The sequence below is a fragment of the bacterium genome (genome assembly GCA_026708015.1).
Taxonomy (GTDB): domain Bacteria; phylum Actinomycetota; class Acidimicrobiia; order Acidimicrobiales; family Bin134; genus Poriferisocius.
The window spans coordinates 159,733-181,790 of the sequence record JAPOVT010000056.1 but is presented as its reverse complement, the minus strand read 5'-3'; the positions used below and the strand labels follow the sequence as shown (position 1 = coordinate 181,790).

The following is a 22,058-nucleotide window of genomic DNA, read 5'->3' as shown; positions in this document are numbered from 1 at the left end:
AGGCAATGGACTTCACCCTCAATGAAGGACAGCAGGCGGTAGCCGACCTGGCCAACCGGATCATGGGCGACCGCCTCGACATGGAGCGGCTCATGGAGACCGAGGCCGCCGACGAGTGGTTCGATCGGGACCTCTACGCCGAGCTGGCCGCCGCGGGTCTGGTGGGCATCGGCCTGGGTGAGGACGTGGGCGGCGGCGGTCTGGATCTGATCGCCGTCGGCCAGGTGCTCGAGGCCCAGGGGCGCCATGTGGCCCCGCTGCCGTTGTGGAGCGGAATGCTGGCTGCCCTGGCAGTGGACGCCTTCGGCTCCGACGAGCAGCGCCGGCAGGAATTGCCCGGCTGCACCGACGGGTCGAACCTGTTGACTCTCGGCATTCAGGAATACCTGAACGACGACATCACCAGCCCGACGGCCCGGGTGGTGGATGGAAGATTGGTGGGCTGCAAGGAGGTGGTCGAGTTCGCCGCCGAATCCTCCAAGATCGTGGTAGTGGCGGGACTCGACGATGGCTCCGACAACGGCATCATCAGCGGCACGGGGCTTTTCCTCGTGGACTTGGCCGACTCAGCGGTGACCATGGTGGAGGGCAAGTCCACCCGGCTCCAGCCCGTTCACCAGGTGAGCTTCTACGGGGCCCAGTGCGAGCCCTTGGGTCCGTCCGACGAGGCAGCGGTGGCGTGGCTGGCCGATCATGCGGTGGCCCTGTTGTGCGCCACCCAGGTGGGTGTGGTTGATCAGGCGCTGCGCCTAGCCGCCGACTACACCTCCGAGCGTGAGCAATTCGGCCGCCCGGTGGCCACCTTTCAAGCGGTCACCCAGCGCCTGGCCGACCAGTTCATGCACGTCGAGGCGGTTCGGCTGTGTACTTACGCCACGCTGTACGACCTGGCCGAGGGAAACGACGCGTCGATGCGGCTGCCCATTGCCAAGTGGTACGCATCCCATTGGGCCCACGACGTGGCCCACGCCACCCAACACGTCCACGGTGGCATGGGGGTGAGCATCGACTACCCCCTCCACCGCTACACCCTGTGGAACAAGCACATTGAATGCTCCCTGGGCGCCGGCACCCAGCAGCTGCGCACCTTGGGGGCGCGCTTAGCCGCCAGCTGATCGGGCGGGACGGCTACGTCCGCTCGGAAATGTAGGCAGCCAGCTCGGCGATGCCTCTTCTGCTTCGGGGGCGAGGCCGGCAAGCAAGTGCCAAACGTGCATCATGTCTTGCCAGGGGCGAAACTCCACGGAGCCGATACAGCATGGGATCGCGCTCAGCCCGCTCGGTCATTGAGTCGCCCGAGAACGCCAAACCGGTCCATGGCGAGATGGGAGCCGCGCAGGCGGGCTACTGCTCCCTTATGGCCGCGACCGCGGCGTTGCAGGCGTCTGACGGCATGGTTTCGTCATCCTCTGTGGGGTAGGCATTCCTTGTCTAGTAGCCCCGGTCGGGGTCTACCACGTTGCGGAGCGGCTCGTTGGCCAGAAAGCGCTCCAGGTTGTCGCAGAACAATTCCATCAGGGCTTCGTTGTAGCCCTCTCGGGCGGTGGAGCAATGGGGCGACAGGTACATGTTGGGCGCATCCCACAGCGGGCTGTCCGCGGGGAGTGGCTCCTCTCGGGTCACGTCCAGCACTGCGGCGCCTACCTGTCCCGACTTCAACGCGTCTACCAGCGCGGCCTCGTCGATGATCGACCCCCGGCCCACATTCACCAGCACTACCCCTGGCTTGAGCCGCCCGAAGCGTTCGGCGTCGAACAAGTCAACTGTCTCAGGGGTCTGCGGGGCAGACAACACCACCGCGTCGCAGCGGACCAGCATCTCATCAAGACCGTCGAGGCCGTACAGCTCATCCACATCGGGGTCGGTGTCGCCGGCTTGCGCCGAACGGCGGTTGCCCAGCACGGTGGTCTCGAAGGCCTTGGCCCGACGGGCCACGTCTCGGCCGATGGCCCCCAAGCCAACGATGCCGATGGTCTTCCCCTTCATCAACAAGCCCTGGTGCATTTGCCAGTGATGGTCCTTCTGCTGGCGCTCCAGCACCCGGATGTCCTTCCACACCTCTAGCAGGCGTCCGACGGCGAACTCGGCGATTGGGGCTGAGGCCACTCCGGCTGCGTTGGTCAACACAATGCCCTTGGCCTTCAATTTGGCCGGCTCCAGTTGGCCGGTCCCCGCCCCGATGGCCTGCACCCACCTCAGTTGGGATGCCCAATCCCTGATCCCCGGGGGCAGGTCGAGGGCCATCAGCACATCGGCTGCCGCAATGGTCTCCTTCTCGGCCTCAGTCAGGGACGGCGCCGTGGCCAATAGCACTTCGGTGACCCGGCCCTTGGCCTTGGCATCCCTCAGCCCGTGGGGCTCGAAATAGGGGATGTTGTGGAACTGAACCCCTGGGAACCGACGGTGAAGGTCGTCGAGCCCCGACTCTTCCATCGCCAGCGGGTACATCACAACCGCGTTGACCTTGCTCACGGCGGGAACCCTAGTAGCCCTGGTTTCATCGCCGCCGACATCGGCTCGGCCACCAGGCAAGCAGTAGCGTCGGCTCATGGACACTCTTCAGGGCAAGGCAGCAGTCATCACCGGCGGGGCCAGCGGCATGGGCCGGGCCATGGCCGACCGATTCGGCGCGGCCGGGGCCAGCATCATGATCGCCGACGTGGAAGGCCCGGCTATGGACGCCGCGGTCGCTGAGTTGAACGACGCCGGAGTGGACGCGGTGGGCGTGCTCACCGACGTGAGCTCGGAGCAGGACATGAACGATCTTGCCGAAGCGGCCTTCTCCCGGTTCGGACAGGTCAACGTGGTGTGCAATAACGCCGGAGTCGGCTCCGGCGGGTTGATACACACCCTGACCACTGCCGATTGGCAGTGGATTCTCGGAGTGAACTTGTGGGGGGTTATCCACGGAATCCGGGTGTTCCTGCCCCACATCATGGAGCATGGAGACGGCCACATCGTGAACACCGGCTCAGTCGCCGGCCACACGTCGTATCCCAACATCGGCCCCTACAACGCATCCAAGCATGCGGTGGTGACCATTTCCGAGACGCTCTACCACGAACTTCAGGAGAGCGGCTCGACCGTCGGCGTGTCAGTGCTGTGCCCAGGATTGGTGACCACCAACATCATCAATTCCGAGCGCAATCGCCCTGAAACACTGCGCTCACCGATCATCCCGCCCGATCCCACCCCCGAAGACGAGGAGCGGATCCAGATGATGATGGCTATCTATGAAGACGCTGTGAAGCCGCCGGAGGTAGCCGAGTTGGTGTATCAGGCCGTGCTCGACAACCAGTTCTACATCTGGACCGACTACGTGTACGCCCCGGCCATCATGAACCGCCATGAGGACATTCAGTTGGGTCGCAACCCCAGCTTCCGGGGCCAGCTCATCGACGAAGACCAAACCGCCAAAGGGCCTCCTCAGGGCGGCTGATGTCTCAATCACCCGAGCAATTCGACCTGGTGGTGGTGGGCACCGGATCGGGTAATAGCGTGCTGACCCCGGATTTCGACGACTGGCGAGTGGCGCTGATCGAACGGGACACATTCGGCGGAACCTGCCTCAACCGGGGCTGCATACCCTCCAAGATGTTTGTGTACGCCGCCGACATGGCCCACCAGTCCGGCCATACCGGGCACTTGGGGGTGGACAGCTCGCTGGACGGAGTGCGCTGGCCGGAGATCGTGGGCCGGGTGTTCGGGCGCATAGACCCAATCGCCCAGGGCGGGGAGGACTACCGCCACAGCCTCGACAACGTGACCGTGTTCAACGGCGACGCCCGCTTTGTCGGCCACAAAGTGCTGGAGGTGAGCGGGCACCAGCTCACCGGCGACCACATCGTGCTGGCTGCCGGGGCCCGGCCGTTCATCCCCCCGATCTCTGGTCTCGACGATGTGCCCTGCCACACCTCCGACACAGTTATGCGCCTGGAGTCGCTGCCCGAGCGGCTGGTGATCCTGGGCGGGGGCTACATCGCCGCTGAACTGGGTCACGTGTTCGACGCCATGGGGGTGTCGGTGTCCATCGTGAACCGCTCAGACCGGTTGTTGCGGGCCGAAGACGAGGACGTGTCGGCCGCGTTCACCGAAATCGTGTCCCAGCGCATGGACTGCACCCTCGGCTCTCCCATCACCAGGGTGTCCCAGAGTGGGTCGCAGGTCACCGTTCACACAGAGGCTCGGAACGTGATCGGCGATGTGCTGTTGCTGGCCACTGGCCGAGTACCCAACGGCAAGCAGCTCGGCGTGACCCGCTCTGGAATCGAACTGGACGACGCCGGCTATGTGGTGACCGACGAGTTCTTGCGCACCGGTGTTGAGGGGGTGTGGGCGCTGGGCGACATCTGCCATGCGGCCCAGCTCAAGCACACTGCCAACGAGGACACCCGGGCGGTGGCCCACAACATCTCCCATCCCGACGACCTGCGGGCGCCCGATCACTCCGGTATTCCCCACGCGGTGTTCGCCTATCCCCAGGTGGCCGCGGTCGGGGCCACCGAGCAGGCCCTGCGGGCCGAGAGGCGACCTTATCTGAAGGCCGTTCGGCCCTACAGCGACACAGCCTATGGCTGGGCCATGGAGGACACCACCAGCTTCGCCAAAGTGCTGGCCGATCCCGAGACCCGGCGACTGCTGGGCGCCCACATCATCGGCCCCCAAGCCCCCACCCTCATCCAACAGCTCATCCAGGGATTCCAGTTCGGCCTCACCGTGGACGAGATGGCTCGAGGCCAGCTCTACATCCACCCCGCGTTGACCGAGGTGGTGGAACAGGCCCTGTTGGAGCTTTAGCTAGGCTGCGGGCGCGGTCACTACTGGGCCAGCGCCAGAGGGGTCGTAGATGGTGACCCGATGAATGCGCCCGTGATCGGCGTCGAGCCCCTCCACCGTGGCTCCCAATGCCGCCGGTAGCGCAGTCACTTTGATGCTCATGGCTCTATGTTTTCAGAGTTGCGGAAAAAATCAATCGACGCCCAAGGACTCGAGGGCGAACTTTTTGGCCCACTGGTAGTCGGGCTTGCCGTTGGCCCCCCGCTTGACGGCATCGCTGCGAATGAGTGACTTGGGGAGCTTGTAGGCGGCCAGACGGCTGCGGGCATCGGCAATGATCTCCTCGTCGGTGGCTTCGCTGGCCATCTGCACCACTGCGGTTACCGCCTCGCCCCATTTGGGGTCGGGCACCCCTACCACCAGGCAGTCGGCCACCGCGGGATGGGCCTTGACCGCTTCTTCCACCTCTTCGGGGTAGATCTTCTCTCCCGCGCTGTTTATGCACGCCGAACCCCGGCCCAGCAGGGTTATGGTGCCGTCGGCTTCCACGGTGGCCCAATCGCCGGGCACCGACCAGCGCCGCCCGCCGATGGTGCGGAATGTGGCCGCCGTCTTCTTGGGGTCCTTGTAGTAGCCGATGGGGATGGGGCCGCCCACGGCCACCATGCCCTGCTGCCCCGAGCCGGGCTCCACTGGCTGACCGTCCTCGTCAAACACCGCGGCGTTCTCCCCCAACGTGAATCGGGCGGTGGCCGAGCCGCCCTTGCGGTCGCTGATCCTCATGCCGGTGCCGGTGCCCTCACTGGATCCCAGGGAGTCCACCAGCTTCATGTCTTTGTGTACCAGTAAGGCCTCTTTGGCGGGCTGGCTCCAGATCACCCCGGAGGACATGATCATGAACACCGACGACAGGTCGTAGGGCTCGCCTCGAACTGCCGCGGCATCCAAGGCTTCGGCCATGGGTCGGCCAAAGGCGTCACCCACGATGGTCAGCACGGTCGCCCGGTCCCTTTCAACGCATCGCCACAAGGCGTCGGCGTCGAAGCTGCGCTCCGGCATGGTGATCACCGCCCCGCCCTGAGTGAATGTAGCCAGCGCAACGATGCTGCCCGTTCCGTGCATGAGCGGTGATGCCGCCAACTGTCGGGTGACTCGGTTGCTGTCGTAGATGGCCGCGATGTTGGACTTCACCAACTCGATTGTCTCCGGGAGGGGCAGCGTCAGCGCCCGAAACGGTCCGGCCATGGCACCGATCAACGAGCTGTGGGGCCAAATGACCCCTTTGGGTTTGCCGGTGGTGCCGCCGGTGTAGAGGATCCACAGGTCGTCAGGGCTGCGGTCGATGGGAGGTGCCGGATCATGCTCGGCGATGAGGACCTCGTAATCCACCGCCCAGTCGGGCACGGGGTCGCCAGGATCGCCCACTTGAATAGCTGCTCGAAGCAGCGGCAAGTGCTCACGGACCTCGTCCACCCGATCGGCCAACTCCGGGGAGAAGAACATCGCCTTGGCGTCGGCATCTTCCAGCAGGTGCTGCAACTCGCCGGCCAGATAGCGATAGTTCACATTGCATGGGGCGGCCCGGGCCTTGAACGCGGCAAAGGTGACCTCGCTGTAGGGGTTGCCGTTGTAGAGGTAGAGCCCAACGTTGTCGCCCGCGCCTATGCCGAATCCCTCCAGCGCGCCAGCGAGCCGAGCAGCGCGATCCTCAAACTTCCGCCACGTTCTGCTGACCGGATGACACACCACCGCATCGGCATCCGGCACCACTTCCGCAGCCGCCTCCCAGGCCGTAGCCAGATTCAAGGGCACGGGGAGTGAGACTACTCGTCCCTGATATCAATGATCACAAGCTTGCCTTGAGGCTCAGCGACTAGAAACGTCACAAATGTGGGCCCAATCTTGGCCCAACGCCACATGGGTGAGTGTCCTGGAGCGGGGAATCCGGGCAGTTCATCCCACGGGCGATCAGCCAGCTCTAGCAGTCCCAATAGAAGCTGGTATCGAGCGGCTTCGTCCTTTGATTCAGCCCATGTGTTGAAGACTGGCCCCAAAAACCTATCGGGGAGGCTCCAGGTCATCGCCCTCCTCAATAGAGGACCTGAGGCGCTCAGCCCATTCACGAAGATCGTCAACGGTCAGCAAATCGCCTTCAGGCTCATTTTGGAGGGCACCTTCGGCTAATTCAGCCTCTACTGCCAAAAATGCATCCACATATTCCGTAAAATCCACGCCGTCTTCGGCTGGGTCAGTGATAGGCAGAGGCATTGGGTTCATCGTATCCACGGGAAGTGACAAAAACAACGGCCTATATCGAGATGCTGTGACATGATCGCTGGATGAACGCGGCGGAACGAGCCGATGCAGTTCACTTTCCTGTTGGGGTTGATCCCGATGAGGTGGACTTGCTGGAAGAAGTCAGTCTGCCGACAGCTTGGGCCAAGCGCTGGGCTGCCGAGCCGTCGAAGCCGACTCTGTGGGATGCCAGTGCCGGTTGGGTTTCGAGGGGTGATCTGGCCCGGCGCACGAAGGCTGCGGCTGGGCGGCTCTACGGAGCAGGGCTGCGCAAGGGCGACCGGATCATCTTGTCGGCGGCGGCTTCGGTCGATCTGGTCGTAGCCCATGTGGCTGCCCTGCGGTTGGGGCTCATCGTGGTGCCGGTGAACGGGGCCTATCAGAAGGCCGAACTGGCCCACATTGTGGGCGACGCCGAGCCTCGGGCTGCGGTTGTGGACAAGCCCGAGTGGGTGCGATGGCTGGCCGAACTAGCCCCGGAGATGACCGTGGTCTCCCCTCGTCTGGACCTCGACGATGCAGCCGCTCCCAGCCTCGACCAGATGGGCAGTCGCGATCCCGCGCTGTTGGGCTACACCTCGGGAACCACCGGGGCGCCCAAGGGGGCGGTGCTAACCCACGGGAATTTGCTGGCCGGGGCCGAGTCGGTCCGCATCGCTTGGCGCTGGGAACCCGAGGATCGCCTGGTGCTGGCCTTGCCCCTGTTTCATATGCACGGCCTGGGCGTCGGGCTGCACGGCACGCTGTTGACCGGTGCGTCGGCGATATTGCTTGACGGATTCTCCCCCGACGCGGTACTAGACGCAGCCGCTGCCCACGACGCCTCCTTGTTCTTCGGGGTGCCCACCATGTACACCCGGCTGGCCCAATCAGAACGAGTGGCAAAGCTGTCCCAGCTGCGGCTGTGTGTGGCCGGCTCTGCTCCTCTGTCCGCTGATCTGCACCGCCGCCTGGAAGAGGCTGCCAGGGTGAGAGTGTTGGAGCGCTACGGCATGACCGAGACCATCATGCTGGTGTCCAACCCCTACGACACCGAGCGCCGAGCGGGCACCGTGGGGTTTCCTCTCCCCGGCGTGGAATTGCAACTCGACCCCGACAGCGGCGAGGTGCTGGTACGGGGTCCCAATGTATTTGCCGGCTACTGGCGCCGCCCTGAGGCCACCGAGGCGGCATTTGACGACGAGGGCTGGTTCCAAACTGGCGACCTGGGCGAATTCGATGAGGCGGGTTACCTACGGTTGCGGGGCCGGGCTAAGGAGTTGGTGATCTCCGGCGGCCTGAACGTCTACCCCCGCGAGGTAGAGGACGCCATACGCACCCACCCCGACGTCGAAGACGTGGCCATCACCGGCACCCCCCACGAGGAATGGGGCGAACTCGTCACCGCCTGGATAGTGCCCGCCTCCAGAAAGGCTCCCAAGCTCGATGACGTGCGAACACACCTAGACGGAGTTTGCGCCGACTTCAAACACCCCCGACTGCTCCACCTAGTCGAGGAGCTTCCCCGCAACGCCTTGGGAAAGGTCCAAAAGCACCTGTTGGGTTAGAGCGGCTTCAAGTGCACGGTTAGGGGACCGAGCAAAGCCTCCACAAAGGCATCGTCGCAGTACAGCTTTTCTCCGGTCAGCAGATCGCCCTCGGCGGGCATCATGGACATGACCATGTGGCGGGTCTCTCCGTCGAGCTCGATCCAATACTCCTGAATGGCGCATTGATCGTTGGTCCATTCCCCGAGCACCCCGAAATTGGTAACACGCTGGGCGAACCGCGGATACTGCTCCAAGTAGAACGTCCGGGCCAGATCACCACCGGTGAACCCCACACCCATCGGCCAGAATTCGTAGGTGGGCTCATCCACCAGAGTGGCCAGGGTCCGCTCGGCGTCATTTTCTGCTTCGGCCGCAGCATGCTCGCGGGCCAAGTCCAGGATTTCCTGTGGGATCATCGCCAGAGCTTACGCCTAGTTGTCCTGTCCGCTGCGTGGAGTACGTTGCTGGCGTGAGCTCGGCAAAGCCGCTGGACGGTGTGCTCGTCGTCTCTATCGAACAAGCAGTGGCGGGACCACTGGCATCTTGTCGACTGGCCGACGCCGGGGCCCGTGTCATCAAAATCGAGCGGGCCGAGGGCGACTTCTCCCGGGGCTACGACGCCGCCGCCGATGGGCTGGCCAGCTATTTCGCCTGGCTGAACCGGGGCAAGGAGTCGATCGTCCTCGACCTCAAAGACGCCCAAGATCAGGCACTGCTGGGGCAGATGGTCGAGCGGGCCGACGTCTGCATCCAAAATCTGGCCGTGGGTGCGGCAAGCCGGCTGGGGTGGTCGAAATTCCTCCCGAGAAGCGCGGCGTGCCTTGGGAAGAGATCAGAAGACAGACCCGGATTGCTCAAGCAAAGCGTTGGCGGAGGCGGAACTTCTCTACTTTGCCGTTGCCGGTGCGGGGGAGCTCGTCAATGGGCTCGATGGTGGTGGGCACTTTGTAGGGGGCAAGGGTTCCCTCGGTGTGGGTCCGCAGGTCGTCCTCGGCGGGGAGGTCGCAGCCGTCGGCCACCACGATGAAAGCAGCCACCGTCTCGCCCAGCACCGGGTCGGGGCGGGCCACCACGGCGATATCGCCTATTGCGGGGTGGGTGCGCAGCGCGGTTTCCACCTCGATGGTGGACAAGTTCTCACCGCCCCGGCGCACGATGTCCTTCTGGCGGTCCACGAAGTAGAGGTAGCCGTCGTCGTCCACGTAGCCCAGGTCGCCGGTGCGGAACCAGTCGCCTGATGTAGCGGCCTCGGTGGCCTCCTGGTCTTCGATGTAGCCGTTGAAGCCAATCGTGGACCGAAGAAAGCAGATCTCCCCCGTCTCTCCCGTCGGAGCTTCTGACCCATCGGGTAGGAAGATCCTCAGCACCGACCCCTCGAACGGCTTGCCCACCGAGCCGGGGCGGCGGGGCTCGTCCAGGCGGGTATAGGTGCCCGACCCGGCCTCGGTCATGCCGTACCAGTCCATGCACGGCACCCCATAGCGCTCCTCGATCTGCTCGATGATCGGCGCGCAGCCCAGCGGAATCATCACCCGCAGCGAGTGCGACCTCTCGTGGGGACCGGGGGGCTGAGCCATCAAGATGTTGATGATGGGCACCAGGGTGAGGAAGTAGGTGGGGCGATACTGGTCGACCAGCGACCAGAAGCGCGACGCCGAGAACTTGCGAGGCATGACCACGCTGGCCCCCCGGCTCAGCGCCGACATGGCCCCGCCCATGGCGTTGCCGTGGAACAGCGGGGTCACCACCAGCGAGCGGTCGGTGTGGCTCAGGCCGAACATCTCCTCATAGGGCACCGCTCCCCCGGCGAACAGCTCGGGACTCATCGGCACCGCCTTGGGCCGCCCGGTGGTGGTGCCCGAGGTGTAGAGCACGTTGCCCTCCACGAACCCGTCCACCGGGGGCAGGTCCAGCCCCGCGCCCTCCGGCGACTCGCCAATCAGGTCGGCCAGCAGCAGGGTGCCTTCAACCGGCTCGTCCACGCTCACCACCGCCTCCACCGAGTCGATTCCCGCGGCCAGGGCCACCGCCCGCTCGGCCCGCTCGGCCTCGGCAAACACCAATCGACACCGGGAGTGGTTGAGCACGAATTCCAGTTCCGGGTCGGTCCACTCAGGGTTTATGGGCACCCCGGCCAAACCGATGGCCTGCATACCCAGTTGGCATTCGATGTACTCGGGGCGGTTCTGCATCCAGATGCAGGCCCGATCGCCTAGACCCAATCCGAAGCGGGTTTGGAACTGGTGAGCCAGCGCCCCACCGTGAGCGGCCAGTTCCTGGTAGGAACGATGGCCGTCCTGCTCGGTGAGCACGGCCAGCTTGTCGGGCCACGTGTAGCTGAATTCCCGGACGACGTCATACAGGGTCGGCATCGCCGGGCAGCCTAGTTACCGGAATGGACTGATCGCCCGGTTATGTGACGACGTCGGCCGCGCCCCCGTCGATCCGCAGATGAGCACCGTGGATCTGACGAGCCCGATCGCTGCACACAAACGCCACCAGCTCGCCCACATCGGACACGGTGGCGATGCGCCCAGTGAGCGTGGGCATCTGCACCGTGGTGACATGGCGCTCGATGTCGTCCCAATCCGTGGAGCGGCCCTCCCGCTCCGCCTGGCGGGTCCACATCTCCACCAACTCCGAGGTGGCGATGGCCCCTGGGCTCACGCAGTTCACCGTCACTCCAGTGCCGGCCAACTCCCGGGCCAAGCTCACCGTCATGGCGGGCAGGGCCCCTTTGGCCGCGTAGTAGCCCGGAATGCGGTCGCCAGGGCGGGTCGCCCCCACCGTGGACACCAGCACAATTCGGCCCCAGCCCCGCTCCATCATGGCGGGAACCATGAGCCGGGTCATCCGCACCGCGCTCAATACGTTGCGGTTGTAGGCGTCAACCCATACATCGGTGCCGTCGTCCCCCCAAGTGCCGCCTACCGCCACCCCGTAGTTGTTGACCAAGACATCGACAGGTCCGCACTGGCTGGCCACCGCCTCTGCCCCTTCATCGGTGCAGATGTCTCCCCACACCGCCCGGACCGGCGAACCCAGCTCGTCAGCCAGCCAGTCGGCCTGCCCCTCCTCAAACCCGTGGACCACTACCTCGGCACCCTCAGCAGCCAACACCCGGGCAATCCCACTCCCCGTCCCCCGATAGCTCCCTGTGACCAAAGCGACCTTGCCCAAAAGACCCAAGTCCATCATCCAATGCTGGCACAGAGGCGTGTGGCTCGCGACCATCAGGGAAATCGTTAGCTTCTCAGTCATTATCCATATATTCTCGTCTAATCCCCAGACCTGTTTCAAGATTTCCCGCCCTCAAGGTCACGAAAGTGCTGCGCCTGTTGCACAAGATCGGATACCGGGAAGTTCCAAGACTGGGAAAGGGATCTCACGTTTGGCTGCGAGCAGAAGGTAGAAAATCAATCTGTTTGCCGATGCACAAGGGGCGAGAATTGTCACCGAGGCTTCTACGGCAGTTGCTCGTCGAGGACGCGGGTCTATCTGACCCTGAAATCGACGCGCTACTCTGAGCTTCGGCAGAAGGGTGAATATGTCCAGGATAAAGGCCTATGAGAACCCAGACAGGGGACCCGCGTGGTGCGCGGAAGGCGAAATGGGCGACTTCTCCTACTACGCGGGAGCTGACACCCTTGAAGAGCTAACCACGTTGATCGCAGAGGCCGCCGCGGAGAGCGGCGCTTCACCTGAGGTGATCGTGGTGAGCGATCCGGATGCCGATGAAGCACCGATTGTGTCGATCGACCTCCCTGCCATTGTGTCGCAATGAGCAGTTCGACGGGGCAGTTGTTCCGGGTCACGACGTTTGGGGAATCCCATGGCGGCGGCATTGGCGCGGTGGTGGACGGCTGCCCGCCCCGGCTGCCGCTGGACGAGGAGATGGTCCAGCACGACCTTGACCGGAGGCGCCCTGGACAGAGCCGGCTTACCACCTTGCGGGACGAGGCCGACAAAGTGACGATCCTCTCAGGATTGTTCGAGGGCCGCACGCTGGGATCGCCCATCGCCATGCTGGTGGGCAACACCGATGCCCAGCCGAACGCGTACGAAGATTTCAAGGACATGTACCGCCCCTCCCACGCCGACTACACCACCGAGGCCAAATACGGCATTCGCAACTGGCAGGGCGGGGGGCGGGCCAGCGCCCGGGAGACCATCGGCCGAGTGGCGGCCGGTGCCATCGCCCGCCAGCTCTTGGCCACCGCGGCCGACATCGAGGTGCTGGCCTGGGTCTGCCAGGTGGGCACCATCACTGCTGATGTCGACCTCGCGGCGGTGACCTTGGCTGATGTGGAGGCCGACGCCACTCGCTGCCCGTCTCCTGAGCATGCAGAGGCCATGACCGAGGCCATAGAGGCAGCTCGCCGCGACGGAAACTCCCTGGGCGGGATTGTCGAATGCGTGGCCCGAAGGGTGCCCCCCGGCCTGGGCGAACCGGTGTTCGACAAGTTGGATGCCGATTTGGCCAAGGCCGCCTTGTCGCTGCCCGCGGCCAAGGGGTTCGAGATCGGCTCGGGCTTCGCCGGGGTGACCATGACCGGCCGGGAGCATAACGACCCGTTCACCCCTGGTCCCGACGGCCGTCCCCGCACCGCCACCAACCGATCCGGCGGCGTGCAGGGCGGCATCAGCAACGGCGAGGACATAGTGATCCGAGTGGGATTCAAGCCCACCGCCACCATCGCGTCGACCCAGGAGACTGTGGACCGCGACAACAACCCGGTCACCTTGGCCGCCCGGGGCCGCCACGATCCATGCGTGCTGCCCCGAGCGGTGCCGATGGTGGAGGCCCAAGTGCTGCTGGTGCTGGCCGACCACTGGTTGCGCCAGCAAGCCGTGGACGTGTTGGATTGCGGCGGCTCCTAGGCGAAAACATGGCCGACAAAGCCATTACCCCCGAAGACCAGCGCCTGCTCATCGAAGTCAGCCACCGCATTGCCACCATCACTTTGAACCGGCCCGAGGCCCGCAATGCCATGACCAAGCGGATGCGCAACAACTTGTGCGCTGCGCTGCGGTCCTGCGACGCCGACGACGGGGTCGACGCCATCATCTTGACCGGGGCCGACCCGGTGTTCACCGGCGGCGTGGACCTGCGCGAGGTGGCCGCCGATGGGGTCTCGGAAGGCCCCGGCGGGAACAAGCGCCAGGCCGAGGACCCGGCCCAGGCCTGTCGGGACACCGCCAAACCCCTGATCTGCGCGGTGAACGGAACCTGCGTCACCGGAGGCTTGGAGATCGCCCTGAGCTGCGACTTCATCCTGGCCTCCGATCAAGCCCGATTCGCCGACACCCACGCCAAAATCGGGGTCATCGCCGCCTGGGGCATGACCGCGCTATTGCCTCGAGCGGTGGGCAAGCGCATGGCCAAGGAGATGACCGCCACCGCCCGCTTCGTCTATGCCGAAGAAGCCCTGCGCATCGGACTGGTCAACCACGTGGTCCCCCACGAAGAGCTGCTAGCCCATGCTCGGGATCTGGCCACCCAAATCGTGGCCGCCGCCACCCCCGCCACCGCGGCCACCATGCGGATCTACGACGACACCGATGGTATGAGCTTCGCCGAAGCCAAAGAGTTCGAAGAAAAGGCCATGCGCAACTGGACCGTAGACACCGACGATATGCAACATCGCGGCCTGGGCAAAGGATCCTGAAATGACCAGCACACCGCAGTTCAGCGTGTTTATGCCTCAAATGCGGATGGACATGGGCACCATCGAGGGGCGGGTGCGGGCGGCGGAGGCCAGTGGGTTTCACAAGATCGACCTCATGGACCACTTGAATCCGCCCATGCTGCCCGCGGCCCCTATGTACGACGCCTTCGTGATGGCGACCGCGGTGGCGGCATGGACCGAGCGGGTGCGGATCGGCCACATGGTGCTGTGCGGTCAGTTTCGCCATCCGGCGCTGTTGGCCAAGATGATCGTGAGCCTGGACCATTTCAGCGGGGGACGCTTCGATCTGGGCATTGGCTGGGGATCGGTGCCTGACGAGATGGAGCGTTTTGGGCTCGGCGATGAGCCGCCCGCGGTTAGGGCTGCTCGTCTGCGGGAGACCTTGGAAGTAGTGCAGGCCCTGCTCACCGGTGAGCCGGTGAACCACGAAGGGCGGTTCTTCAGGATGGAGAACGCCCAGCAACAGCCCACCCCGCTGAACGGCCAAATCCCGATCTTGATCGGCGGGGCGGGCCGCAAGCTCACCATGCCGTTGGTGCGGGATTTCGCCGACTGGTGGAACTGCCCGGTGTATGGAATGCACGAGCTCGACGAATTGATCCCCATGACCGGCAACGCCCGCCTGTCGGTGCAGCGGGCGATTGGCTTGGCCCCGTCGTCGGCAGCCCGCGAAGAAGTGGTGGCCACCGCCCAGCGCCGATTTGGCGATTGGGCCCTCGTGGCGGGAACTCCAGATGAGGTCGCAGAGGCCCTACAAGCCGACCGGGAGATGGGTGCCGAGCAGTTCGTGCTCCAGTTCTCCGACTTCGCGGCCCCCGAGACGCTCGAGCTTTTTGCTGCCGAAGTCATTCCCGCGGTCACCTAGCCGCCCATTTCTGCTTTCTCCGGCGACGGAACTCCCCCGTATCATCCGACGCATGGGATCCGATGAGCGGGCCAGCCGGGCCGGACGCTTCAAGCAGGCCCTCTTGGCGGGAGACGACGTAGCCGTCATCGCCGAGATCAAGCGGCGCTCTCCGTCACGGGGCGATCTCAACGCCGAACTCGATCCGGCCGAGATGGCGGCGGCCTATCGCGACGGTGGGGCGGCCTGCCTATCGGTGCTCACCAATGAAGCGATGTTCGGCGGCTGCGGCGACGACCTCGCCGCCGCAGCTCAGGCCTCTGGCTTGCCTGTGTTGCGCAAGGACTTCATCACCACTGCCGACGATGTGTACGAGTCCCACGACATGGGGGCCGATGCGCTGCTGCTGATCGTGGCCGACCTCACCGGTGCTCAACTGGCCGGGCTTCACGCTCTGGCCTTGTCACTGGGCATGGATGTGCTCACCGAGGTGAAGTCGGAGAGCGAGCTAGAGATAGCTCTTGGAGCCGGGGCCGACATCATCGGCGTCAACCAACGGGAGAAGCCCAAGAGCGCGGCGTTCACCATGGACTACCAAAGGGCGGCGCGATTGGCGCCGCTGCTGCCCGCCCATGTGGTGAAAGTCGCCGAGTCGGGCATCGCCGTTCCCGGCGGCACGACAATGGCCGCGGTGCGAGAGGCCGGTTACGATGCCGCCCTCATCGGCGAGGCTTTGGTGACCTCCGGCAACCCGGTGGAGCGGCTCCAAGAGCTGCTGGCCTGAAATCCGGCCTACCCCCCGGCCAGTCTCCCAGCAGCAGAACCCCGCAAGACCAGGGTGCCGTGCTGATCGGTGGTGGAGATGTCCACCTCCACAGTGCCGTCGGCATTGGCCGCAGTCACCGTCAGTTCGGCGGTCAAGGTGTCTCCCGGCCACACCGGCTTCAGGAAATCGGCTGCGTAGCGGTCCAGACCCTCCGGGCCGAACACCGCCACCAGGGCCTGTCCTGAAATGCCCATGGTCAACATCCCGTGAGCGAAGATCCGGTCGAATCCATGGGCGGTGGCGTAGGTCTCGTCGTGGTGGAAGGGGTGGAAGTCGCCAGAGGCTCCGGCGTAGGCCACCAGTTGCGTGCGGGTCAGCCCCTCGGCCACTACCTGCCGATACACAGCCCCGACTTCGGGCTTCATTCCCGCACCTCATTGGCCGCCCGCACGTTGATCCACCGGGCGGTCACGCAGGACTGTCCCTCCGTGTCGATAAAGGTGGTGACGATCTCCCGGAACCGCAAATCGCCGCCCCGGCGACCCTGCTTGGTCCACTCTTCGCCGTCAGCCACGATGGCGGTGAGCACCTCGCCGGCCCGGGGGTGGCGGTGGTATTCGAACACCATCCCGGCGTGGAATCCGGAGCCCGTCTCGGGGGCCACGGGCGGCCATTCACGGTCGGAGCGCAGTCGGCGGTCGTAGTCGGGGTCGTAGCGGTCGGCCGCCACCATGAACGTGGGCGGGGCTGCCGCGTCGGGCTCGAACGCCGCGTCGTGGTCGCCCACCGCCCGCTTGAACTCTTGAATGTGTCCCGCCTCGATGGGGAACTCAAATGAGCGCATAAGTCTCTCTCTGACTAGGGAACCAGAACGATCTTGCCGAAGAAGTCAGAACTCTCCATGAGCCGGTGAGCCTGAGCAATCTCATCCAATCCGAACGTGGCGGCGATCACCGGCGAGACCTGGTCGTGGGCGATCATGGCCAGCAAGCCCTTCATGGTGGCGGCAATCCGCTGGTTGTCGGGACGCCCTACCCCCAAGAGGGTGATGCCCTTGACAAACAGTTGGCCCAAGTGCAACTCCCCCATGTGCCCGGCAGTGACTCCACAAGTCACGAATCGGCCCTCGGGCGCCAGCGACCGCACCGCGGCGGCAAACACCGGGGTACCCACATGGTCGAGCACCACGTCCACGCCTCTGCCGTCGGTGGCCTCTCGCGCCGCGGTAACGATGTCATCGGTGTAGTGATCGATGGCCACCTCTGCGCCCAATGCCACGGCCTGGGCTCGTTTGTCGGCGGAACCAGCGGTGGCGATGACCCGACAGCCCATGGCCCTGGCAATCTGGATTCCGAAACTGCCCACCCCCGACCCCGCGGCCATCACCAGCACGGTCTCCCCTGCCTGGACCTGAGCCTTCTCAATGAGTGCCTGATGGGCTGAGCGGCCCGCAGTGGGCGTGGCCCCTCCGGCCTCAAAGCTGATCCCGTCGGGCAAGGGAAACGTCAACTCCGCGGGTGCCAGCGCCAGTGTGGCGTGGGTCCGCTCCCCCGATGCCACCACCCGGGCGCCCGCCGCCACCGTCGTCACCTGCGATCCCACCGACTCCACCACGCCAGCAATGTCCCGGCCGCCCACGTGCTGGGGCCAACGCAATTTCATGCCATGCGACCCCTCCCGCCAATAGACGTCCACCCGATCCATCGACGTGGCCTTGACCTGGATCAGCACATCGTGAGGGCCCGGCTCAGGATCGGGCAACTCCCCCACCCGCAGAACCTCCAAGCCCCCCTGGGACTCGTGATAAGCGGCCCGCACGTCAGCGCACCCGCACGCTGGGAAGTCCCTCTGCTCCGTCGCGCAGCCAGGTCAAGAACTCTCCCACCGGCGCCGGCTCGGCCACATCGGCGGACTCGTCCAAGCGGGTCTCCCAAAACTCCTGGTAAGTGGGCCAGAACTCGTGCCATGACCCTCGTAGGGCCAGCGCATCTTGTTCTCCCCGATCGGCGGGGCACTCAAATTAGAAGCGTACCAGTACAAGGGCAGCCGCCGCCGGAAGTACCACCGGCCGTCGATGCGCTCGTAGTCGTCCCAGTACATCATTGTCCTAGTAGCCGTTGTCGCTAGCCGCTCACAGCGGGCTATAGGCGGGTTCAGGGGGCCTAAGGAGAACACCACCCGACGCCCAGAGGCGCACACGGGCGATCCTGGGCGCGCTGGGCGGGTTCTGGCGGCTACCTCCGGCCCCACCAGCCGCGAACGCATACGTACATCATCCGGCCATACTGTCTCCCAACAGCGGTGCATTCGCTGCTGTCCGCAGCCTCCGCCCGCGGCGTCGGGCCGCACCGCGCGTCGAAGCTCGGCAGCCGATCAATCGCCCTGCTCCTAGGAACAACCCCGCAAACAGGGTGCGGGGTAGGCGAAGGCGTCGAAACCGGCGTCGCCGTCGGCGCCGGAGTGGCGGTGGGAGTCGGCGCAGGCGTCGCCGCCGGCGCCGGAGTGGCGGTGGGAGTCGGCGCAGGCGTCGCCGCCGGCGCCGGAGTGGCGGTGGGAGTCGGCGCAGGCGTCGCCGCCGGCGCCGGAGTGGCGGTGGGAGTCGGCGCAGGCGTCGCCGCCGGCGCCGGAGTGGCGGTGGGAGTCGGCGCAGGCGTCGCCGCCGGCGCCGTCGGCGCCGGTAAAGGGGTGGAATCGCCAGAACCCGAACCAGTATCGGAATCGGCGTCGGCGTCGGAATCATCGGCGTCGGCGCGCCATCCGGCGGTCCCTACGCAGGTGCCATAGACAAGTCCCGCAGCGACACCCGCAGCGACACCGCTAGCGACAGCCGCTCTCGCGATGTTCGCCCCAGCCGCCGCAGCAGCCCCACCGCTAGCACTTCCAATAACTGCTGACCCAACGATGTATGAGACCGGATCGCTGCAAAGCAGGTTCAGCCCGGCCTTGCTGACCGTCGCCAGCTCGGAGACTGCGGTCTTGATTGCATCACGCACGGCATCCCAGCCCGCGCCTTTCTGGTTGTCGAAGTAGGGCCGATAGCAGGTGCTGTTCACCTGTTCCCAGTCAACGGGCACGAAACCTGCACCAGAAAAACCTCCGGCGTACCTATCATTGATCTCTTTCGTGCTCAGGAACAGCCCGGACTTTCTCGGCGAGTAGAACAAATCCGACGTGGGCTGGACAAAACACTTCATGAACGTCGTTTTGGTGCCTACCGTCGTGGTTGTCGGCGTGGGGTCGGGCACCGGATCAGGCGTGGGGTTGCCCTCGGCAGTCTTCGGATACACCAGCCTGAAGCAACCGTGGGCGCCTTCAACCTGCTCCCAGTAGACTGCGTAAAGCTTCATCTGGGGGTTTTGTCTGACCTGGTCTTCTGTCGCGATCCGCACACTTTCATTGGTGCCGGGGCGCGTGATCGTAGTGGGGAGAGGCGGTGCGTAGTGCCCAGCCGAACAACTAACCGCTGTCGGCGTGGGGTCGGGTGTCGGATCAGGCGTGGGATCGGGCTTGGTTGTTCTGGGGTGTACGCACTTGCCGTTTTGGGGCTCGTGGCCGCTGGGGCAGGTGTAGCGCGTCTCGTACTTGTCCTTTGTGTCGTAGACCGGCACCCGCTCATAGACCGGCTGGTTCTCGTACACCGGCTCGCTTTTGGTATAGGGCGGAATCCTGGTCTTTGTATTACCGATGAATTTCTTGGTGACCACATCCTCATACTGGGGGACATTCACATAGTTGTAGGCGGGAACCGACTTGTAGTTGTAGGCGGGAACCCATTTCCACTTCGGGTTCACCCTAACCTGAAAGCAGCCCAAATAGATGCACTGTGTCTCATAATTGAAAACCTCCTTTTTTCTTCTGAAGGGCGCGATCCTCTCCAGTTTGGTGGTGGGCGGAATCCGCACCTTCTTGTTTCCGGTGAACTTCTTGGTGACCACATCCTCATACTGGGGGACATTCACATAGTTGAAGGCGGGAACCGTGGTGTAGCCGGTCAGAACCCGCTTGGTACCTGTCTGCTTGCCATTCTTGTAGCCGGTAATCACCCGCTCCTCACCGGTCTTGACCTTAACGGCCGTCGGCGCGGGCTCGTGGGCATCGGCAACCGAAACCATAGAGACGACCACCGCCCACGCGGCCACGATTGCAGTAGCAGCCACCCCGAAGCGCCGAACCCTGGCTAGTAGCCGAAGCTCAGATGGCTCGGCCTCGGCCAGCACATCGGGGGGCATGAACCAGCGGACGAGAAGCGCATACGACACCGCCGCGCCCACCGCGAGTGCGGCGAAACCCCAGTGATGGCCCTTGAAGGGCATGGCATAGCGCAACAGCATCGTCAGCCCAAGGCAGACTGCGGCCATGCTCGCAGACACTCTCAGCAATCGGGTGAGCTTCATTTTGGTGGCCCCCTTCGGAAGGTCGGGTTTTCCACGAAACAGAAGCCCGCGGCCAAATCCAAAGGGGGCCAAGACCCAACCCGCACCCCGGCCCAATCCATTTCGGAGGGGAAAAGGCAGGAGGCGGGGAGACACCCGACCCACAGCGCATTTGACCGCAGGGAAACCCTACGGGCTTCTGTTTCGTGGCCGGGAACCTAGTTGAGCCGCCGAGCGGGCGCAATTTCCGCCAGTCCCAATCGAGAAACTTCGCCTGCCGGTTCGAGCCGCCGGAGACGGTCGGAGTTACTTCGCCGGTGGGGTAGCCATTCCCGCACGCCCAGCGCGACTTTGTAGGTTCAGGGTGTCAGTTCTCGGGAAACACCCAGCGGGCGAAGAACGCAGTAGAGATTGTGGCCGCAGTAACACTCGAGACGACGTACCACCAAATCCCGTCAAGTGGCACCGCGTAGACCAGCAAGAAGTACAGCCCGATTGTCGTGGCGGCCTGCGCCAACACCAACCACTTCGCCCTTCGAGTGAGCCTCATTTGGTGACCTCTAGTTGTCGCTTATCTCAACGATGATTACCCCAGAACCACCGGCGAGCCGGTAGCCGCTGGGCCGCGATACGATCGGCAGGGTGTGGTGGGGGCTTTGATTGCTCATGCCAGCCACCACCATACGCTTTCTAAGCGCTCCTAGTTCGGGTTGACTTCAACGAGACTACCGCTCCGACGATCCCGGCCAGCCGGTGCGCCAACTCCCTCGCCCGGCCCACTAGGGCCTCGTCGCCCGCCGGATCGGCCCGCTCCGCCGAGTCGTCGGTGATCCACGCGGCACACGCCGAGACAATACCCATGAGAAGCGCGACCTGCCCGGCGTCGGCCTGCACCACTGGAAGGTCCGCGGGATCGCACCGGCGGGTCGTGGTGACGATCTAATCGGAGCACACCGACACGATGCCGAGCAACACATCGTGAGGACTCGGTTCGGGATTGGGCAGTTCCCCCACTCGCAGTACCTCTAGCCCGCCCTGCAATTCGTGGAAGGCAGCCCGCACGTCAACGCACCCGCACGCTGGGCAGCCCCTCTGCGCCTTCGCGCAGCCAGGTCAAGAACTCCCCCACCGGCGCCGGCTCGGCCACATCGGCGGGCCCGTCCAAGCGGGTCTCCCAGAACTCCTGGTAGGTGGGCCAAAACTCGTGCCACGCCCCCTCATAGGGCTCCTCGTCGGGCCAGCGCATCTTGTTCTCCCCGACCGGCGGGGCGTTCAAGTCGGTGGCGTACCAGTACAAGGGCAGCCGCCGCCGGAAGTACCACCGGCCGTCGATGCGCTCGTAATCGTCCCAATACATCATTGTCATGATCACCCACTCGTCGCCGGTCTCGTGCTCGTTGCGGGAGTACACCACCCCTCTGGCCCGGTCCGGTCCGTCGAACTCTACGATGTGGTTGCCGGTCACATGGGCCGTGCCGGTGAACTGGCTGCCCATCGTCTCGCGGAACCACTCGGCCAGCGCTGCCCGCCCGGAACACCCCCGGCCCACCTGCACATCAGCGGGAAACAGGCTGACCCAGGCATCGGTGGCCCGCATATCCAATGCCAGGCAGTAGCGGGCGGCCAGACCCCGGATCTCCTCGATGGACTCCAGCCGCTCCAGCCTTCCCTCCAACGACTCCCTGTTCTCCATTGGCGGCAACCTACCCGCTACCCGGCTTGCAAGGCCCGAATGATCTTGGCTCCATTCCCGCGTACACCTTCATATCCAAAGAAACTAGACCG

General features: G+C 64.7%; 25 protein-coding genes and 2 pseudogenes. 11 read left to right on the top strand and 16 right to left on the bottom strand.

Annotation, left to right across the window (positions count from 1 at the left end):
• Nucleotides 1-5: 5 nt before the first annotated feature.
• Nucleotides 6-1,115 (top strand): acyl-CoA/acyl-ACP dehydrogenase, encoded by a 1,110-nt coding sequence (locus tag OXG30_14650; protein MCY4136127.1) that lies wholly within the window; start codon nucleotides 6-8, stop codon nucleotides 1,113-1,115.
• A 143-nt stretch (nucleotides 1,116-1,258) separates the two neighbouring features.
• Nucleotides 1,259-1,420 carry a hypothetical protein gene (locus OXG30_14645; GenBank protein ID MCY4136126.1) on the top strand — a complete coding sequence of 54 codons (162 nt, stop codon included), beginning with the start codon at nucleotides 1,259-1,261 and terminating at the stop codon, nucleotides 1,418-1,420.
• 11 nt (nucleotides 1,421-1,431) lie between these two features.
• On the opposite strand, the gene OXG30_14640 is transcribed toward OXG30_14645, so the two are convergent.
• Nucleotides 1,432-2,472 (bottom strand): D-2-hydroxyacid dehydrogenase, encoded by a 1,041-nt coding sequence (locus OXG30_14640; protein MCY4136125.1) that lies wholly within the window; start codon nucleotides 2,470-2,472, stop codon nucleotides 1,432-1,434.
• 76 nt (nucleotides 2,473-2,548) lie between these two features.
• Here OXG30_14640 and OXG30_14635 point away from each other — a divergent pair, with 76 nt between their 5' ends.
• Both OXG30_14635 and OXG30_14630 read left to right on the top strand, forming a co-directional pair.
• Nucleotides 2,549-3,439: an SDR family NAD(P)-dependent oxidoreductase gene (locus OXG30_14635; GenBank protein ID MCY4136124.1), complete on the top strand. Its 891-nt coding sequence runs from the start codon at nucleotides 2,549-2,551 to the stop codon at nucleotides 3,437-3,439.
• On the top strand, nucleotides 3,439-4,797 hold the full coding sequence (locus OXG30_14630) for a mycothione reductase (protein ID MCY4136123.1): 1,359 nt from the start codon (nucleotides 3,439-3,441) through the stop codon (nucleotides 4,795-4,797). Before OXG30_14635 ends, OXG30_14630 begins: the two co-directional genes overlap by 1 nt.
• Here OXG30_14630 and OXG30_14625 read toward each other — a convergent pair whose 3' ends face one another.
• From OXG30_14625 to OXG30_14615, 3 genes are all read right to left on the bottom strand, one after another.
• Nucleotides 4,798-4,938: a hypothetical protein gene (locus tag OXG30_14625; GenBank protein ID MCY4136122.1), complete on the bottom strand. Its 141-nt coding sequence runs from the start codon at nucleotides 4,936-4,938 to the stop codon at nucleotides 4,798-4,800.
• 30 nt (nucleotides 4,939-4,968) lie between these two features.
• Nucleotides 4,969-6,588 carry an acyl-CoA synthetase gene (locus OXG30_14620; GenBank protein ID MCY4136121.1) on the bottom strand — a complete coding sequence of 540 codons (1,620 nt, stop codon included), beginning with the start codon at nucleotides 6,586-6,588 and terminating at the stop codon, nucleotides 4,969-4,971.
• A 246-nt stretch (nucleotides 6,589-6,834) separates the two neighbouring features.
• Entirely contained in the window at nucleotides 6,835-7,044 is a 210-nt protein-coding gene (locus tag OXG30_14615; GenBank protein MCY4136120.1) for a hypothetical protein, read from the bottom strand.
• Nucleotides 7,045-7,115: 71 nt separating this feature from the next.
• On the opposite strand from OXG30_14615, the gene OXG30_14610 reads away from it, so the two are divergent.
• The gene (locus tag OXG30_14610) at nucleotides 7,116-8,618 is read left to right on the top strand and encodes an AMP-binding protein (protein ID MCY4136119.1); all 1,503 of its coding nucleotides are present in this window, start codon (nucleotides 7,116-7,118) and stop codon (nucleotides 8,616-8,618) included.
• On the opposite strand, the gene OXG30_14605 is transcribed toward OXG30_14610, so the two are convergent.
• A complete protein-coding gene (locus tag OXG30_14605; protein MCY4136118.1) occupies nucleotides 8,615-9,016 on the bottom strand; it encodes a hypothetical protein in 402 nt (133 codons plus the stop codon). The genes OXG30_14610 and OXG30_14605 overlap by 4 nt on opposite strands.
• A 53-nt stretch (nucleotides 9,017-9,069) precedes the next feature.
• Between OXG30_14605 and OXG30_14600 the strand changes: the two are divergent.
• A pseudogene (locus tag OXG30_14600) lies at nucleotides 9,070-9,390 on the top strand (CoA transferase).
• Between the two features lie 64 nt (nucleotides 9,391-9,454).
• On the opposite strand, the gene OXG30_14595 reads toward OXG30_14600, so the two are convergent.
• Nucleotides 9,455-10,972, bottom strand: a complete 1,518-nt coding sequence (locus tag OXG30_14595; protein ID MCY4136117.1) for an AMP-binding protein — start codon at nucleotides 10,970-10,972, stop codon at nucleotides 9,455-9,457.
• 40 nt (nucleotides 10,973-11,012) lie between these two features.
• Nucleotides 11,013-11,795: an SDR family oxidoreductase gene (locus OXG30_14590; GenBank protein ID MCY4136116.1), complete on the bottom strand. Its 783-nt coding sequence runs from the start codon at nucleotides 11,793-11,795 to the stop codon at nucleotides 11,013-11,015.
• Between the two features lie 352 nt (nucleotides 11,796-12,147).
• On the opposite strand from OXG30_14590, the gene OXG30_14585 reads away from it, so the two are divergent.
• Genes OXG30_14585 through OXG30_14565 form a run of 5 tightly spaced genes read left to right on the top strand, consistent with a single transcriptional unit; the run spans nucleotide 12,148 to nucleotide 15,918 of the window.
• A complete protein-coding gene (locus OXG30_14585; protein MCY4136115.1) occupies nucleotides 12,148-12,384 on the top strand; it encodes a hypothetical protein in 237 nt (78 codons plus the stop codon).
• Nucleotides 12,381-13,481: a chorismate synthase gene (gene aroC / locus OXG30_14580; protein ID MCY4136114.1), complete on the top strand. Its 1,101-nt coding sequence runs from the start codon at nucleotides 12,381-12,383 to the stop codon at nucleotides 13,479-13,481. Before OXG30_14585 ends, aroC begins: the two co-directional genes overlap by 4 nt.
• A gap of 8 nt (nucleotides 13,482-13,489) precedes the next feature.
• Nucleotides 13,490-14,269, top strand: coding sequence for an enoyl-CoA hydratase (locus OXG30_14575; protein MCY4136113.1), 780 nt, complete (start codon nucleotides 13,490-13,492; stop codon nucleotides 14,267-14,269).
• A 1-nt stretch (nucleotide 14,270) separates the two neighbouring features.
• Complete coding sequence (locus OXG30_14570) at nucleotides 14,271-15,155, top strand: LLM class flavin-dependent oxidoreductase (GenBank protein ID MCY4136112.1); 885 nt, start codon at nucleotides 14,271-14,273, stop codon at nucleotides 15,153-15,155.
• A 52-nt stretch (nucleotides 15,156-15,207) separates the two neighbouring features.
• A complete protein-coding gene (locus OXG30_14565; protein ID MCY4136111.1) occupies nucleotides 15,208-15,918 on the top strand; it encodes an indole-3-glycerol-phosphate synthase in 711 nt (236 codons plus the stop codon).
• An 8-nt stretch (nucleotides 15,919-15,926) separates the two neighbouring features.
• Here the strand turns inward: OXG30_14565 and OXG30_14560 are convergent, their stop codons facing one another.
• From OXG30_14560 to OXG30_14520, 9 genes and pseudogenes are all read right to left on the bottom strand, one after another.
• Complete coding sequence (locus tag OXG30_14560) at nucleotides 15,927-16,325, bottom strand: MaoC family dehydratase (protein MCY4136110.1); 399 nt, start codon at nucleotides 16,323-16,325, stop codon at nucleotides 15,927-15,929.
• On the bottom strand, nucleotides 16,322-16,744 hold the full coding sequence (locus OXG30_14555) for a MaoC family dehydratase N-terminal domain-containing protein (protein ID MCY4136109.1): 423 nt from the start codon (nucleotides 16,742-16,744) through the stop codon (nucleotides 16,322-16,324). The genes OXG30_14560 and OXG30_14555 overlap by 4 nt, the downstream gene beginning before the upstream one ends.
• Nucleotides 16,745-16,758: 14 nt before the next feature.
• Nucleotides 16,759-17,718 carry a zinc-binding dehydrogenase gene (locus OXG30_14550; GenBank protein ID MCY4136108.1) on the bottom strand — a complete coding sequence of 320 codons (960 nt, stop codon included), beginning with the start codon at nucleotides 17,716-17,718 and terminating at the stop codon, nucleotides 16,759-16,761.
• Nucleotide 17,719: 1 nt separating this feature from the next.
• Nucleotides 17,720-18,003, bottom strand: a pseudogene (locus OXG30_14545) (nuclear transport factor 2 family protein).
• 131 nt (nucleotides 18,004-18,134) lie between these two features.
• A complete protein-coding gene (locus OXG30_14540) occupies nucleotides 18,135-20,294 on the bottom strand; it encodes a hypothetical protein (protein ID MCY4136107.1) in 2,160 nt (719 codons plus the stop codon).
• 346 nt (nucleotides 20,295-20,640) lie between these two features.
• On the bottom strand, nucleotides 20,641-20,823 hold the full coding sequence (locus OXG30_14535; GenBank protein ID MCY4136106.1) for a hypothetical protein: 183 nt from the start codon (nucleotides 20,821-20,823) through the stop codon (nucleotides 20,641-20,643).
• 140 nt (nucleotides 20,824-20,963) lie between these two features.
• Nucleotides 20,964-21,134 (bottom strand): hypothetical protein, encoded by a 171-nt coding sequence (locus tag OXG30_14530; GenBank protein ID MCY4136105.1) that lies wholly within the window; start codon nucleotides 21,132-21,134, stop codon nucleotides 20,964-20,966.
• 78 nt (nucleotides 21,135-21,212) lie between these two features.
• On the bottom strand, nucleotides 21,213-21,335 hold the full coding sequence (locus OXG30_14525) for a hypothetical protein (protein ID MCY4136104.1): 123 nt from the start codon (nucleotides 21,333-21,335) through the stop codon (nucleotides 21,213-21,215).
• 1 nt (nucleotide 21,336) lies between these two features.
• Complete coding sequence (locus OXG30_14520; protein MCY4136103.1) at nucleotides 21,337-21,966, bottom strand: nuclear transport factor 2 family protein; 630 nt, start codon at nucleotides 21,964-21,966, stop codon at nucleotides 21,337-21,339.
• Nucleotides 21,967-22,058: the final 92 nt, after the last annotated feature.